Source organism: Aquirufa sp. (assembly GCF_044239315.1).
GTDB lineage: Bacteria > Bacteroidota > Bacteroidia > Cytophagales > Spirosomataceae > Aquirufa.
In genome coordinates this window covers 82,742-98,968 of sequence record NZ_JBIIBQ010000009.1, presented here as the reverse complement: position 1 = coordinate 98,968, position 16,227 = coordinate 82,742, and the positions used below count along the sequence as shown (strand labels likewise).

The window sequence follows — 16,227 nt, the reverse complement described above, 5'->3', positions numbered from 1 at the left end:
CTTCAAGATAAACCGAAAAGTCATGTTATCACCAGTTTGCTTGAACATAAAGCCGTATTAGAAGTCTTTCATTCCCTAGAGAAAGAGGGTTGGGAGGTGACCTATATTAAAGAGGTATCTGAATTAGCCTCGGCGTTTAGACCGGATACGGTATTAGTTTCTTTGATGCTCGTTAATAATGAATTAGGATCCATTTTGCCTTATCAGGATGTACTCAAGCTTTGTGAAGTAAGGAACGTTTGTTTTCATTCGGATTCAACACAGGCTTTAGGTAAAGTGGAGTTGGATTTGTCCTCATTACCTCATTTAATTAGCTTTAGCGGACATAAAATTTATGGACCTAAAGGTATTGGTGGATTAATCACAAGAAAGCCTGTTAAAGCTATTTCTTACGGTGGCGGTCAAGAACGAGGGTTAAGACCAGGAACATTGCCAGTGCCGATGATCGTCGGTTTAGCTAAAGCCATGGAGTTGATTCCAGAGCTCTTATCTAAATCTGCTTTTTATAAGACATCTATTGAAAAGTTAAAGACTATCATACCTGCTGATTCTCTAAATACACCAACGAATTCAGTACCCTCCATCTTGAATTTCACGCTGAAAGGTGCTGATTGGGAACGTATGTTTCAGGTATTAAATGCACTAGCTTTTTCAAACGGTTCTGCTTGCAATGCCAAGACTGAATTACCTTCACATGTGTTGAAAGCTATCGGTCATTCTGATGAGGATGCTTTAGCGAGCGCTCGATTTAGTTTAGGCTATTTTACAACGCCGGAAGAGGTAGATGTAATTTGTGAAGTACTGTCTCAAAAATTACCCCAGCTCCTATGAAAGAATTAATTCAAATTATTCAGCAAGTCAAGGAGCTACAAAAGACCGAAAGGAAGTTTGTACTGGCCACAGTCGTTCAAGTAGATGGCAGTGCATACCGTCGACCAGGTGCGCGTATGTTGATTTCTGAGGAAGGAGATTGGTGGGGAGGAATTTCTGGTGGTTGTTTAGAGGGAGATATTTTGAAGAAAGCGCAATTAGCACTCTATTCGCAGGAATATAAGTCGATTACCTATGATACTCGGGAAGAAGATCCTTTTGCTTTAGGTATCGGATTGGGTTGCCAAGGTATGATTGAGATTCATATTAACCCCTTCCAACATCAAATTAATCAGCTCGTAACAGTTTTAGAAAATCATATTCAAAGTAATGTAGCTCATACTTTATCTATTAGGTATGATGTAGATTTTCAAATTTCGCTGGCGGAAGCGGTTGAATCTCATGTGAGTAAATGGGCAGAGGATACATTTACAGAATACTTGCCGGCACCGATCACGGTATGGCTTTTTGGGAATCAGTTTGATTCACATGCTTTTATTCAACAAGCCGCTTTATTGTCTTGGCGCGTGAATTGGGTGGGTATTTTGTCTAAAATGAAGGCTAATCTGCCTGTTAATGGACGATCTAGTTATGAGGATTTTGGGACTATAAAAAACTCCGATTATGTCGTGATGATGACCCACGATTTAGATAAGGATGTCAAGATTTTGAAACAGTTAATTGAATTGCCTACAAAACCTACTTATGTGGGAATTTTAGGACCTAAGAAAAGATTTGAAAAGCTTCAAAACCATTTTGAACAAGATTTAGTTACACAATTACCTATCTCTACTCCCATCGGATTAGATCTAGGTGCTGAAGGCCCAGAAGAGATTGCGATCTCCATTATGGCTGAGATTTTATCCATAAAAAACAATAGAAACGGACAGCGATTGCATCTACGTGATCGAGCTATCCACGAATAATATGAGTACACAGATAGACCGCCTAAAAAATACGATTGCGCCCCTACGTGAGGCATTAGTTCAACATCCGATTAATTCCTTTATTCAGAGTCCAGCTGAATTAGAGGTGTTTATGCAGCATCACGTATTTGCTGTTTGGGATTTTATGTCCTTAGTTAAGAAGTTACAGCAAGAATTTACGTGCGTTGAACTTCCTTGGAATCCGAAAGGCCCTGCCGAAGTTCGCTACTTAATCAATGAAATTGTCTTAGGTGAAGAATCAGATGTAGACCAAAATGGTGTCTATATCAGTCATTTCGAACTTTATTTGCGAGCCATGGAAGAATTGTCTTTCATGCCCTCTCCTTTCTTACAAGAGTTAAGGACGTATGCAAGTTTAGATGAATTGCTTTTGGCCATACCAAAGGCCTCTATTCCGGAGTCTGTAAAGCAATTTTTAAGCTTCACTTTTTCTGCGATTCAAAATAAAACCCCGGAAGAGGTGGCTGCCATCTTTACTTTTGGTAGAGAAGATATCATCCCAGAAATGTTCCAAGTTATTGTGGATCAATTGAAAAGAGATGCGCCGGAGAAAGTAGAAACCTTAGTTTACTACCTAGAACGTCACATTGAAGTAGATGGTGGTCATCACAGCGAATTAGCGTATCGCATGATGGATTATCTCTGCGGTAATGAGGAGGAAAAATGGGCACGCGCTAGGCAAGCCGCAGTTGAATCTTTACAGGTGAGACTTAAGTTGTGGGATGGAATAGTAAAGCATAAAGCATAAAGCACAAAGGATAAAAATGCAAAAAGCCCGATCTAGTGATAGACCGGGCTTTTAATTTTACCGATTAGGCTTATTTTACTTCTTCGAAAGAAACATCTTCCGCGCCGCCATCAGATCCATTGGCATCTGCATTTGCTGTAGGTTCGCCACCTTCAGCGCCAGCACCTGCTGCATACATCTCTTGAGATGCTGCCGTCCAAGCTGCGTTCAATTTTTCTAAACCTGCGTCAATACCCGCTATATCTTGTGAAGCATGTGCCACCTTCAATTCAGCTAAAGCACCTTCGATCGCCGTTTTATTTCCTTCCGATAATTTCTCACCGTATTCTTTCAATTGCTTGTCCGATTGGAAAATCAAAGCATCTGCCTGGTTTACTTTTTCTACTTTCTCTTTTTCTAATTTATCTGATGCTTCGTTTGCTTTTGCCTCGTTACGCATCTTCTCGATATCCGCGTCTGTTAAGCCGCTAGAAGCCTCGATACGGATTTTTTGCTCCTTACCAGTTCCTTTGTCTTTCGCAGATACGTTTAAGATACCATTCGCATCGATATCAAAAGTTACTTCGATTTGAGGTACACCGCGCTGTGCTGGTGGTAAACCATCTAAGTGGAAACGACCTAATGAACGGTTATCTTTCGCCATTGGACGCTCTCCTTGAAGAACGTTTAACTCTACTGAAGGTTGGTTATCTGCAGCTGTAGAGAATGTTTCAGACTTCTTAGTCGGAATCGTTGTATTAGATTCGATTAATTTCGTGAACACGCCACCCATTGTTTCGATACCTAGAGAAAGAGGTGTTACGTCTAATAAAAGAACGTCTTTCACTTCTCCTGTTAATACACCACCTTGGATAGCAGCTCCGATTGCAACCACCTCATCGGGATTCACTCCTTTTGAAGGCTTTTTACCAAAAAATTTCTCCACTTCTTCCTGAATACGCGGAATACGAGTCGAACCACCCACTAAGATGACCTCATCGATATCTGAGTTCGTGTAACCAGCGTTTTTCATCGCACGCTTACAAGGTTCTAAGGTGCGTTGGATTAAGCTATCCGCTAATTGTTCGAATTTAGCTTTTGATAAAGAGCGCACTAAGTGTTTTGGAATACCATCTACCGGCATGATGTACGGTAAGTTAATCTCCGTTGCAGCACTGGAACTTAATTCGATTTTCGCTTTTTCAGCCGCTTCTTTTAAACGTTGAAGAGCCATTGGATCTTTACGTAAGTCGATATTCTCGTCAGCGATAAATTCTTCTGCTAACCAATTGATGATTACTTGGTCAAAGTCATCTCCACCTAAGTGCGTATCACCATCTGTTGATTTTACTTCGAATACACCATCACCTAATTCAAGTACAGAAACGTCGAATGTACCGCCACCTAAGTCGAATACAGCGATTTTCATGTCTTTACCACCTTTGTCTACACCATATGCTAAAGCAGCTGCTGTAGGCTCGTTGATGATACGCTTTACTTCTAAACCAGCAATTTGACCTGCCTCTTTAGTTGCTTGACGTTCTGCATCGTTAAAGTAAGCTGGAACCGTGATAACGGCTTCTGTTACTGTTTGGCCTAAATAGTCCTCAGCTGTTTGCTTCATTTTTGTCAAAATCTGCGCTGAAATCTCTTGAGGTGTGTATAAACGATCTCCAATACGAACACGTGGCGTGTCATTGTTTCCTTGCTCTACCGAGTAAGAAATCGTTTTTAATTCAGAGCTTACCTCTGAGTATTTTTTACCCATGAATCGCTTCACAGATGAAATCGTGTTTTGTGGATTTGTAATCGCTTGTCTTTTCGCAGGATCGCCTACTTTACGTTCGCCGTTCTCTAAAAATGCAACGATCGATGGAGTCGTACGTCTACCTTCTGAGTTTGCAATAACGACTGCCTCGTTCCCTTCCATTACCGCCACACATGAGTTGGTGGTTCCTAAGTCAATTCCAATAATTTTTCCCATGATTATTTTTAAATATTTGTCAGCATTTATACAAGGAATGTGCCATTTTAGAATGCCAATGGCTTTTGTGACATATTGTCACCTTTTAATTTAAAATCACTTAGTGAACGGAAAAAATGGCGAGATGTGGTATATTTGTGCAGTATTAAATAGACAATTATGTCCGAATCAAAAGATTTTAATTGGGTAGAAGGCCCAGAACCGCATAGAGCTCGTACTCGTGCTATAGTTAGAGCTCATCCCGAGGTGAAGAATTTGATAGGTAAGAATCCGATGACTTTCGTTTGGATCTTAGCCTGCGTAGGCATGCAAATCGCAATGGCTTATTTTATTAAGGATTATCCTTGGTGGGCGATTGTGGGTGTTGCTTGGATTTTTGGGGCATTCCCTACGCATACATTATTTGTATGTATCCATGAGTCTGCACATAATTTAATTTTCAAAAAGAATTCTTGGAATGTAGCATCAGGAATTATTGCCAATTTTCCTTCTCTTTTCCCAACAGCCATTTCTTTTAAAAATTTCCATTTAAAGCACCATGCTTTTCAAGGTGTACATGAATTAGATGCTGATTTACCGGATTATTGGGAAGCTAAATTGATCGATAATTATTTCATTGGAAAAATGATCTGGTTATTATTATTCCCTTTCTTCCAAGGTATTCGTACAGTACGTTGCATTGAATTAGCTGTATTTGATCGCCCGGTGATCATGAATATTATCGCTCAAGTTACTTTCAATGTTCTTATCGTTTATTTCTGGGGATGGTCAGCGCTAGCTTACATGGGTTTAAGTTTCATGTTCTCTGTAGGATTACATCCACTAGGTGCTCGTTGGATTCAAGAACATTTCTTAGTGTTAGACAAGAATCAAGAGACTTATTCTTATTATGGAAATTTGAATGGCATTAATATGAATGTAGGTTACCATAATGAACACCATGATATGCCATCTGTCCCTTGGAATAATTTGCCAAAGCTAAAGGCAGCCGCTCCTGAATTTTATGAAAACTTAAAGTATCATACGTCTTTTGTGAAGCTATTTTTCACCTTCTTATTCTCACAAGAATTAGGTTTATACTCTCGTATTGCGCGCAAGGATCGCGACGGAGTGCCATTGACGGATCAATCGATGCCGGATGTAGAGCTTTTGAAATAGAGTATAGATTATAGATTATAGATATGGATAAATAAAAAGGGAGCAATTGCTCCCTTTTTGTTTGTAGTTGGTAGAATATATACCCTATCTCTACTCTATACTCTCTAATCTCTACTCTCGAGCACCCTCGCTTCCCCATGCACAAAAACCGTCAGTTCAGGACCCGCCAGGTTTGTGATTTCTACTCCCGTTTGCTTCACGGCAATATTTAATTGGTTTGCACGGAAGTTGATTTTGAAGGAGAACTCGGTCCATTGTTTTGGCAAGAATGGATTAAAGTGTAATGAATGACCTTTTAGACGCATTCCGCCAAAACCTTTGATGATCGACATCCAGGTTCCTGCCATACTCGTAATGTGGCAACCGTCTTCTGTGTCGTTATTATAATCATCTAAATCTAAGCGTGCGGCACGCGTGTAGAATTCGTATGATTTATCTTCTTTTCCCAATTTTGCAGCTAAAATGCTGTGAACGCAAGGGCTTAACGATGATTCGTGAACGGTAATCGGTTCGTAAAAATTATAATTGCGTTCTAAGTCTTCTAAGCTGAAATCATCCTCAAAGAAGTACATTCCCTGTAATACGTCTGCCTGTTTGATGTAACAAGAGCGTAGAATGCGATCCCAAGACCATTTTTGGTTGATAGGACGTTCTGCAGCAATCGTTTCAACTGGTGCAATTACTTTGTCTAAGAAACCATCTTGTTGTAAATAAATACCTTTATTCTCATCAGAAGGCAGGTACATATTAGCAATGATATGCTGGAATTGATCGATTTCTGAAGCAGTAAAGGCTGTTTTAGCGATTTTAGTCGCAGCCTCTGAAGGATAATTCTGTTGAATTTCAGCGTAAACTTCCAAGGTATATTTTAGACACCAAGTAGCGATGTAATTCGTATACCAGTTATTGTTAACGTTATTTTCGTATTCATTAGGGCCAGTAACGCCTAACATCACATATTTCTGCTTGTCTTCTGACCAATTAACGCGTTGAGCCCAGAATCGCGCGATGCCTACTAATACTTCCCAGCCGTAATCAACTAAATGCTTGCGATCGTCCGTGTAATTCACATAATCCATAATCGCGTAGGCGATGGCGCCGTTGCGGTGGATTTCTTCGAAGGTAATTTCCCATTCGTTGTGACACTCCTCTCCGTTCATGGTAACCATTGGATAAAGAGCGGCACCCTTGTTGAAACCAAGTTTGCCCGCGTTTTCGATAGCGCGATCTAATTGCTTCCAACGGTAAATCAATAAGTTTTTAGAAACTTTCGCTGGAGCTGTACCTAAATAGAACGGAATACAATATGCTTCAGTATCCCAATAGGTAGATCCACCGTATTTTTCACCGGTAAATCCTTTAGGTCCAATATTCAAACGATCGTCCTCCCCTGTATAGGTTTGGTTCATTTGGAAGATATTGAAACGAATACCTTGTTGTGCAGATGCGTCGCCCGAAATGATAATGTCATTAATTGACCATTTAGCCGCCCAAGCTTCTGACTGTTCAGCTAACATTTTAGCGAAACCTTTTGCCGAAATACGTGCTAGGTAATCAGAGGCGATTTTCTCGAACGAAGCGGTTGGGTGATTTTCAGAAGAAATATTAACCGCATACTTAATGATGGTTAACTTCTCCCCTTGCTTCGCAGCTATTGTATAGGCAAGTTCGCTGTATTTTTCGCGAGTTTTTGAGGATGCTTTTGCCTCTATTTTTTGCCCATTGGATTGGATTTCAATCTGTTGAGCGGTGATAACCTCGAAACCGGTTTTCTTTGTTTTGGACCAAACAAAATTCGAACCTACTTTCACCTCATCCCAGAATTTCTCATCATAATTTGAATCTTTATTCTTGATATCCCCATCTATGAAGGCTCTTACATTAATGTCTTCCGTGAAATTGATGGGTGTAATCGTGTAAGAGATGACACCTGATTCGTCATCAGCCATACTATTCAAACGAATAGACTCGATGGCTAAACGCTTCCCGTTACGAAGGGTCATTTCACAAGTACGAAGGATATGACCTTCTTTCATGTTCAATTCGCGATAGAAGGAATGAATTTCACTGGTGTTTAAATCTACTTCTTCACTCCCTATTTGGATAGATAAACCATTCCAGTTAGCGGCATTTAATACTTTAGCAAAATATTCTGGATAGCCATTCTTCCACCAACCCACACGCGTTTTATCTGGATAATAGACTCCTGCAACGTAATTTCCTTGTAAAGATTTTCCTGTGTAAGTTTCTTCAAATGAGCCCCTTTGTCCCATTCGGCCATTACCTAGAGAAAAGATGGATTCGGTTATTTCATTGTAGTCAGGATGGAATTGATCTTCGATGACCTTCCATTCATCTATTTTTAGATATTGCTTCATTCAGTTTATTTGGTAATCTTTTACAATATCACAAAAATAGAAAATTGTAAATTTTGGACATTTCTGTGCTATGGTGTTTCTTTAAAATTTAAATAATTCAGACGCTTTAGCACCAATAAATGTAGGAATCACCTTATCTGCTTCGCTTAAAACATCAGCTTCACCTATTCCGATTGCTTTCATTCCCCCTTTTTTTGCCGCTTCTACCCCAGCTTGCGCATCTTCAAATACAATACATTCTGCTGGTGTAAATCCTAAACCTTCTGCGCCTTTCAAGAAAACTTCTGGATCTGGCTTACTCTTCGTCACCTTGTTACCATCAATTATAAGGTCAAACCAAGGTAAGAGACCTGTTTTTGTCAAAATGACTTCCGAATTCTTGCTAGCAGAACCTAAAGCGATTTTATACCCTAGTTCCTTTATTTGGCCTAAAAAATCTAAAACACCCGGTAAAATTTCAGCCGGATTCATATTAGAGATCAATTGAAGGTAATTCTCATTTTTCTCGATTAACCAAGCTTCTTTTTGATCGGAAGTAGCTGAATAGTTTGCCCAATCTAGGATACGATTTAATGACTCAACACGTGATACGCCTTTTAATTGCTCATTTTGCTCTTCAGTTAGTTGGTAATTGAAGTTTTCACCTAACATTTTCCATGCTTGAAAATGGTAAATCGCAGTGTCAACTAATACACCATCGAGGTCAAAAAGGCAGGCTTTGTACGTCATATTTAGGTAGGGATTGTTTTAAAGATTAACAAAATTATTACATTTACATCTGCCAAAAAACCTTTTTCTGCTGTGCTAGACAGTTTATTTTAAATTATATGCGTAAATTCTATTTATTACTGTTAACTGCCGCCTTACTACATCCACTTATGGCTCAAGACAAATCTAAATCTGATAAACATGTCGTTTACCAAATGATGTTTCATCTTTGGGGAAATCAACAAACTCAAGTAAAAAGAAATGGTTCTGCTTCCGAAAATGGAGTGACTAAATTTAAAGACATTTCTGAAAAGGGTTTGAAGGCCTTGAAAAAGAAGGGTTATTCGCATTTGTATACCACGGGAATTTTAGAGCACGCGACGATGGAGGATTTGACCGCTTATGGCTCTCCTCTGGATCATCCTCACGTTGTTAAAGGTCGTGCAGGCTCCCCTTTCGCTATTAAGGATTATTATGATGTGAATCCATTTTTAGCGGATAAACCGGCAGAACGTATGCAGGAATTCGCTGCTATGTTAGATCGCGTGCACAAAGCTGATTTAAAATTAGTCTTGGATTTCGTGCCTAATCACTTAGCGAGAGCTTACCATTCTGATATGAAGCCGGCGGGTGTAGTTGATTTTGGCCAAAATGATAACAAAGACCTCTCCTTCTCACCAAATAATAATTTTTATTATTTACCAGGTACGCAGTTTACAGTTCCAACAGGTGTGAATCCGCCGGTTCCAGTGACAGTCCCTTATATTGAAATTCCAGCCAAAGTGAGTGGTAACAATGTATTCTCTGCACAACCTTCCATACATGATTGGTTCGAAACAGTGAAGTTGAATTATGGGGTTGATTTACAGCATGGTAATCAAACACATTTTGATCCGATTCCTGATACTTGGTTGAAGATGACAGATGTGTTGATTTATTGGACAAAGAAGGGCGTGGATGGATTCCGATGTGATATGGCAGAGATGGTGCCGGTAGAATTTTGGGCCTATGCGATACCTAAAGTAAAAGCGATTAATCCTGAGGCAGTTTTTATCGCAGAGATTTACAATCCTGCTGAATACCGCAATTATATTTTCAAAGGGGGCTTTGATTATCTCTATGACAAAGTGGGCTTGTATGATGGTATTCGTCATATTATGGAAAGGAAGCCAGGTGCAACTACGGCTGATATTACTCGAGTTTGGCAGAATGAATCAGGTGATTTTGCGAACCACATGCTTCGCTTCTTAGAGAATCACGATGAGACGCGTTTAAATTCACCAGGATTTGCCGCTTCTAATTTTTGGTCTACAATCCCTGGAATGGTCTTGACTGCAAGTATGCACGATGGTCCATTGATGATTTATTTCGGTCAAGAGTTTGGTGAGAAAGCGCAGGAAATTGAAGGATTCAATGAAGCGGATGATCGTACGACAATGTTTGATTTCTACCGTGTGGATACACACCAGCGTTGGGTGAATGGCGGAAAATTTGATGGAGGTAAATTGACGAAAGACGAAAAAGTGATTGAATCTTTCTACTCGGATTTATTAGCTTGGGTGAATTCATCCGAAGTTATCAGAAAAGGTAAATTTTTCGATTTACAATATGCCCAAAGTGCGGGGTATCCTAAAGATAAAGTGTACTCCTATTTACGATACACGGAGAAAGATCGAAATTTAATCATCTGTAACTTCGATTCAGTTGATCATTCTTTTGATGTTGAAATTCCGACTTTGGCCCTAGATATGATGGGTGTTAAATCTGTTCAATGGAAGGAAGATAAAACATTTTTACCTCCTACTAGTGCTACTGTGAAAGTAGACGGCAATCACATTCAACTACCGGCTAATTCAGCCCTCATTATTACCTTATAAACTCGATGAAAAATTTTACTAAACCTCGTTTAAGTATAGGCCAAATCTTCAATATGAGTGTTGGATTCCTAGGAATTCAATTCGGCTTTGCGCTACAAAATGGAAACGCCTCTCGTGTTTTGCAGAATTTTGGTGCGGATGTCGAGCAATTATCGTGGTTTTGGTTAGCTGCTCCATTGACTGGCATGCTTATTCAGCCCATCATTGGTTTCTATTCCGATCGTACTTGGAATGGATTAGGTCGTCGTAAACCCTTTTTCTTAACGGGTGCTATTCTAGCTGCTACGGCTTTATTCTTTTTCCCACATGCTGGAGCTTTAGCAAATTTCATCCCTCCTATGATTGTGGGAGCAGGAATTCTGATGATGATGGACGCTTCGTTTAATGTGGCGATGGAGCCATTTAGAGCTTTAGTGGCAGATAATTTACCAGAAGAACAAAATACATTAGGCTTCTCCATTCAAACCTTTTTAATTGGAATTGGTGCTGTAGTAGGTTCTTGGTTGCCCTATATGTTTGGAAATTGGTTTGGCATCTCTAAAGTGGCAGCAGAAGGCCAAATCCCGGATAACGTACTTTATAGCTTTTATGTTGGAGCTGTCGTTTTTATTTCTGCTATTGTGTGGACTATTGCTACAACGAAAGAATATTCTCCTTCAGAGCGGGAGGCGATGGGTTTTCAAGAAGAAGGTTCAACAGATACTATTTGGTCAGTTTTTAGATATATCAAGGAAATGCCCTTTACCATGCGCCAATTAGGAATGGTTCAATTCTTCTCTTGGTTTGCCTTATTCTCGATGTGGGTATTCTCTACTCCTGCCATCGCGCATCATGTATATGGCTTACCTATGGATGATCACAGTTCTCCGGAATTCCAAAATGCAGCGAACTGGGTGGGTATTATTTTTGGAGTTTATAATGGCGTATCTGCTATCTATGCTGTTTTTTTACCGAGAATTGCAAAGGCAATTGGGAACAAGGCGACCCATGCTTTTTCTTTAATTGCTGGCGGTCTAGGTTTGATTTCTATTTATTTCATTTCTGATCCTCAGCTGTTGATAGTAAGCATGGTGGGTGTTGGAATGGCTTGGGCCTCTATTTTAGCTATGCCTTATGCTATTTTGGCAGGTTCTATTCCGATGTCCAAAATGGGCGTTTACATGGGAATTTTTAACTTCTTCATCACTCTTCCTCAGATCGTAAGCGGTATTATAGGTGGTTCTTTAGTGAAGCATGTATATGGTGGTAACGCAATCTATGCGATTGTGGTAGCTGGATTTTTCTTTATTGCTGGTTCTGTCAGTGTGCTATGGATTAAAGAGAAGGCCTAATGAAGATCATTTTCTTTCTTTTATTCTCATTTATTGGCTTTTCGCAGGTTATTCCTGGGCCTTTAGTGGATAAAATAAAGGAAGCCCGTTTACAAAAAGATCCATTATTACTAGCCAAGCAATTTACGGGTTTACCCTACGCTTCGCATGCTTTATCGAAAGAGAATCCTGAGAAGTTTGTAGTGGATTTCTCTGGTTTTGATTGCATTACTTTCGTCGAAAATATTTGGAGTTTGTATCGTTCAAAAGGCTTATACAGTCTTTTTCTTCACGAATTAACCCAAATTCGGTATCGAAAAACGCCCATCTCCTTTGAGAATAGAAACCACTATTTAAGTGCTACTCTTAATCAGATGGAAGACAAAGGCCTTTTTAAGCAAGTGATTCCTTCCAAGTATTTAAAGTTGGCTGATAAGAAGGTGGAGTTTTTATCTCATTATTTGGCCCCTAAAAAATACGTGATAGTGGTAGATTCTATCAAGGCAACAGAAGCATCATTAGGTCCTATAACCTATGTTCCGAGTGCTCAATTTGCCGCTGTAAGTTCTTTTGTTCGTACGGGTGATCTAATCGCCTTTGTTTCAAAAAGGAAAGACCTTGATTATCAGCATGTAGGATTTGTTCGCGAAATGGGAGGGCAATTTTATCTCGTACATGCTTCTCAAGATCGCCGTAAAGTGTGTCAATCAGTTGAATCAATTTCCGTATATTTAAAGAATCATCCTAGTATGATAGGATTTAATGTCTTTAGACCGGAATATGAGCCATAAAGTTTACGATTTTGATCAGGTTATTGATCGCCACCATACCCACTCCTTCAAATGGGATAACGTAACTTATCCAGCTAACGTAGATATGCTACCTATGCCGGTGGCAGATATGGATTTCGTGGTAGCGGATGAGATTTTAGCTGCTATAGATCAAATTACTTCCCATGGAATTTTAGGTTATTCGATTGTTCCTGAAACACTTAAAGTGGCTGCTCAATCCAAGATAGCGCGCGATTATAAGTGGTCTACCTCCCTTGAATCGCAAGTTTGGATTCCTGGAATTGTCCCAGGGATTACGGCGGCTTGTGCTGCCTTAACAAATGAGAAAGAAGGAATCATAACTGCCGTTCCAGTGTACCACCCCTTTCATTTAGTCGCAGGATGGGTGAATTGTCCTTTGATTACCTTTCAAATGATAAAGGACGGCGATCGCTGGACCTACGATTTTGATGATTTTGAGAGAGGTTTGCAAAAGGGACCTAAGGTCTTTTTACTATGTAATCCACACAATCCAGGGGGTACCGTATTTAACGAATCAGAAATTATGCGCATCGTCGAATTATGTGCGAAATACCAGTTGACTATCGTTTCGGATGAGATTCATGCAGATTTGCGTTTAAGAGCTGCATCTGAACACATTTCGATTGGGCGTTATGAGCAGCAGCCGATTATCAGTTTTTTTGCTACTTCTAAGGCGTTTAATACGGCAGGATTAGGTGGCGCGGTAACTGTTATTCCCGATGCAGCACTGCGAGATAAATTCATAAAGGCCTCCAATGGCTTTTTCTCCATGCTTTCAAGACATAGCATTGAGGTGATGCTAGCCACTTATGCTTCTGGTGAATCTTGGTTAAGTCAGCTTCTACCCTATTTACAGGCGAATCATGATTTGTTATATGATTTTGTGCAATCTACTCCTGGTTTAGCTATGCAGCCTTTAGAGGCTACTTATCTAGCTTGGATTGAATACGATGAGGCTATTTTAGGTGATTTCCAAAAGAAATGTTGGGATGCCGGACTTCATGTTCTTCGTGGAGAACAATTTAAGGGACGAAATTTTGTTCGCTTAAATTTTGCTTGTCCTCGCTCTGTACTTGAAAAAGCGATAAATCGAATGAAATCCATTACTAATGGCTAAACTGTTGAAGTTTTTCCTGTTTGTCATTTTGTTGGGCTTTTTGGCCTACATATTTGTGTATATTTCAGAATTAGACGATCAGCCAGAAAAAACAGAAGTAGTAGATATCGATGTGGTTAAGGCCTACGGGGATTCTTTAGCCCAAATTGCAGTGGATGATACGGCTTCCAAGCCTGTATCTAATTTGAAGAGTTCAGCTTTCGAGGATTTCACTGTTTCGGTGGATAATGGGCGCTTGAAGGTAGAAAAAAGTCATGAGGTGATCTTAGAAAAAACATTTCAAGGATTTAGATCACAGACCGTTTTAGCTACAGATTTGAATGGTAATGGATTACCTGAATTTTGGGTAGCCGGATTTGAGGGTAAAAAATACCGAGTTTATGCTTTTGAATACAAAGCTGGAAAATTAAATACTGTTCGTTTTCCGGGTATTATGGGAAGGCAACAATTAGGTTATGCTGGTGGAGATAGTTTATATCTAGAAAAATCTGCCATCGTACATTCTTTTGACTATGAAAATGATCCCTACGCTGATATTTCCACTGGGGTTCGAAACTGCTATTATAAATATGGTGTGGATGGGAGTTTTGTCCTCACTAAAACCTTAGACCTAGATAAACAAGATGAGTAAAGTTGAATTGCGTTCGCAGCAGTGGTTTGGTAAGACGGGTAAAGATGGTTTCATCTACCGTGCTTGGATGAAAAATCAGGGTATTCCAGACGATTATTTCCAAGGAAAACCGGTGATTGGAATTTGTAATACGTGGTCTGAATTAACACCATGTAATGCTCATTTCAGGGAATTGGCTGAATTTGTAAAGAAGGGAGTTATTGAGGCTGGTGGATTTCCGGTAGAGTTCCCTGTGATGTCTTTAGGTGAGACATTGATTAAACCTACGGCCATGTTATACCGCAATTTAGCGAGTATGGACGTAGAGGAATCGATAAGAGCGAATCCGATTGATGGCGTGGTCTTAATGTGTGGTTGTGATAAAACGACTCCTTCCCTTGTGATGGGTGCATGTAGTGTAGATTTACCTACCTTGGTTATATCGGGAGGACCAATGATGAAAGGTAAGTTCAAAGGAAAAGAGATTGGTACTTCAGATGTATGGCGTTTTGCCGAAGCCTATAAATTAGGCGAGCTAACTCAGAAAGAATTTATTGAAGCGGAAGCTTGTATGGCTAGAACGCCTGGTCATTGTGCCGTGATGGGAACAGCCTCTACGATGGCAACGATGGTGGAAGCTTTAGGTTTGAGTTTACCTCAAAATGCCGCGATTCCAGCGGCCGATGTACGCAGGAAAGTATTAGCGCAGCATTCAGGTCGTCGGATTGTGGAGATGGTGAATGAGGATTTGAAGATGTCCAAAATCTTAACGCGTCCTGCTTTTGAAAATGCGATTCGTGTTAACGCGGCAACGGGTGGATCTACGAATTTTGTGATTCACTTAACAGCCATCGCTGGTCGTTTAGGTGTTGATTTAAAATTAGATGATTTTGATGAATTCTCCCGTAACATTCCTTTGTTAGCGAACATTCAGCCCTCTGGAGAGCATTTTATGGAAGATTTATACTATGCCGGAGGACTTCCAGCCTTGATGAATCAAATGAAGGAACATCTTCATACTTCAATTATGACGGTCAATGGTAAAACAGTAGGCGAAAACATCGATAATACGCCTATATATGATCCTAATATCATTTCTTCCTTTGAAGAACCATTCAAGCCTGATTCTGGCATTGCAGTCGTGAGAGGTAATTTAGCGCCTAATGGAGCGGTTTTAAAACCTTCTGCTGCATCGAAGGAATTGTTTAAGCATCGGGGGAAAGCGGTGGTTTTTGAAAATATTGAAGATTACCACGCTCGCATTGATTCAGATGAGTTAGAAATCGATGAGAATTCAGTGATGGTTTTGAAGAATGTAGGACCAAAAGGGTATCCTGGAATGGCTGAGGTGGGTAACATGGGGATTCCTAAAAAGCTTTTGGAAAAAGGAGTAAAAGATATGGTTCGTATATCTGATGGTAGAATGAGTGGTACGGGTTTTGGTACAGTCGTATTGCATGTTTCTCCTGAATCTGCGGCCGGTGGTCCTTTGAATTGGGTTCAAAATGGAGATTATATCGCTCTGGATGTGGAGAATCGCACGATTAATTGGGAAGTATCAGAAGAAGAATTAGCGGCCCGTAAGGCGGCACAACCATTAGAAAAGCCTAAAACGATTCGTGGATATGTCGGATTATTTATTGACCATGTCGAGCAAGCCGATCAAGGAGCTGATTTTGATTTCTTGAAAGGTGGATCAGGATCAGTTGTAACACGAGATTCTCACTAA

At 40.0% G+C, this 16,227-nt stretch carries 13 protein-coding genes; 10 read left to right on the top strand and 3 right to left on the bottom strand.

All coding sequences use genetic code 11. The features are described from left to right. The 3 genes from ACILP5_RS05140 to ACILP5_RS05130 form a co-directional block, all read left to right on the top strand. A partial coding sequence (locus ACILP5_RS05140) for a cysteine desulfurase family protein (RefSeq protein ID WP_395617583.1) occupies positions 1-831 on the top strand: 831 nt, incomplete at its 5' end. Further along, positions 828-1,796 (top strand): XdhC family protein, encoded by a 969-nt coding sequence (locus ACILP5_RS05135; RefSeq protein ID WP_395617582.1) that lies wholly within the window; start codon positions 828-830, stop codon positions 1,794-1,796. The genes ACILP5_RS05140 and ACILP5_RS05135, both read left to right, overlap by 4 nt. Before the next feature lies 1 nt (position 1,797). Further along, the gene (locus ACILP5_RS05130) at positions 1,798-2,565 is read left to right on the top strand and encodes a DUF3050 domain-containing protein (protein ID WP_395617581.1); all 768 of its coding nucleotides are present in this window, start codon (positions 1,798-1,800) and stop codon (positions 2,563-2,565) included. A 70-nt stretch (positions 2,566-2,635) separates the two neighbouring features. On the opposite strand, the gene dnaK is transcribed toward ACILP5_RS05130, so the two are convergent. Continuing rightward, positions 2,636-4,528: a molecular chaperone DnaK gene (gene dnaK / locus ACILP5_RS05125; RefSeq protein ID WP_395617580.1), complete on the bottom strand. Its 1,893-nt coding sequence runs from the start codon at positions 4,526-4,528 to the stop codon at positions 2,636-2,638. Positions 4,529-4,687: 159 nt separating this feature from the next. Here dnaK and ACILP5_RS05120 point away from each other — a divergent pair, with 159 nt between their 5' ends. Beyond that, entirely contained in the window at positions 4,688-5,686 is a 999-nt protein-coding gene (locus tag ACILP5_RS05120; protein WP_395617579.1) for a fatty acid desaturase, read from the top strand. 104 nt (positions 5,687-5,790) lie between these two features. Here the strand turns inward: ACILP5_RS05120 and ACILP5_RS05115 are convergent, their stop codons facing one another. Together ACILP5_RS05115 and pgmB are read right to left on the bottom strand one after the other, a co-directional pair. Beyond that, positions 5,791-8,064: a family 65 glycosyl hydrolase domain-containing protein gene (locus ACILP5_RS05115; protein ID WP_395617578.1), complete on the bottom strand. Its 2,274-nt coding sequence runs from the start codon at positions 8,062-8,064 to the stop codon at positions 5,791-5,793. Between the two features lie 81 nt (positions 8,065-8,145). Beyond that, positions 8,146-8,793, bottom strand: a complete 648-nt coding sequence (pgmB, locus tag ACILP5_RS05110; RefSeq protein WP_395617577.1) for a beta-phosphoglucomutase — start codon at positions 8,791-8,793, stop codon at positions 8,146-8,148. 98 nt (positions 8,794-8,891) lie between these two features. Between pgmB and ACILP5_RS05105 the strand changes: the two genes are divergently transcribed. Genes ACILP5_RS05105 through ACILP5_RS05080 form a run of 6 tightly spaced genes read left to right on the top strand, consistent with a single transcriptional unit; the run spans position 8,892 to position 16,227 of the window. Continuing rightward, positions 8,892-10,649, top strand: a complete 1,758-nt coding sequence (locus ACILP5_RS05105) for an alpha-amylase family glycosyl hydrolase (protein WP_395617576.1) — start codon at positions 8,892-8,894, stop codon at positions 10,647-10,649. A 5-nt stretch (positions 10,650-10,654) separates the two neighbouring features. Beyond that, complete coding sequence (locus ACILP5_RS05100) at positions 10,655-11,980, top strand: MFS transporter (RefSeq protein WP_395617575.1); 1,326 nt, start codon at positions 10,655-10,657, stop codon at positions 11,978-11,980. Continuing rightward, positions 11,980-12,750 carry an N-acetylmuramoyl-L-alanine amidase-like domain-containing protein gene (locus ACILP5_RS05095; RefSeq protein WP_395617574.1) on the top strand — a complete coding sequence of 257 codons (771 nt, stop codon included), beginning with the start codon at positions 11,980-11,982 and terminating at the stop codon, positions 12,748-12,750. The genes ACILP5_RS05100 and ACILP5_RS05095 overlap by 1 nt, the downstream gene beginning before the upstream one ends. Then, positions 12,740-13,888 carry a MalY/PatB family protein gene (locus tag ACILP5_RS05090; RefSeq protein ID WP_395617573.1) on the top strand — a complete coding sequence of 383 codons (1,149 nt, stop codon included), beginning with the start codon at positions 12,740-12,742 and terminating at the stop codon, positions 13,886-13,888. Before ACILP5_RS05095 ends, ACILP5_RS05090 begins: the two co-directional genes overlap by 11 nt. Further along, a complete protein-coding gene (locus ACILP5_RS05085; protein WP_395617572.1) occupies positions 13,881-14,519 on the top strand; it encodes a hypothetical protein in 639 nt (212 codons plus the stop codon). Before ACILP5_RS05090 ends, ACILP5_RS05085 begins: the two co-directional genes overlap by 8 nt. Further along, complete coding sequence (locus ACILP5_RS05080; protein ID WP_395617571.1) at positions 14,512-16,227, top strand: IlvD/Edd family dehydratase; 1,716 nt, start codon at positions 14,512-14,514, stop codon at positions 16,225-16,227. Before ACILP5_RS05085 ends, ACILP5_RS05080 begins: the two co-directional genes overlap by 8 nt.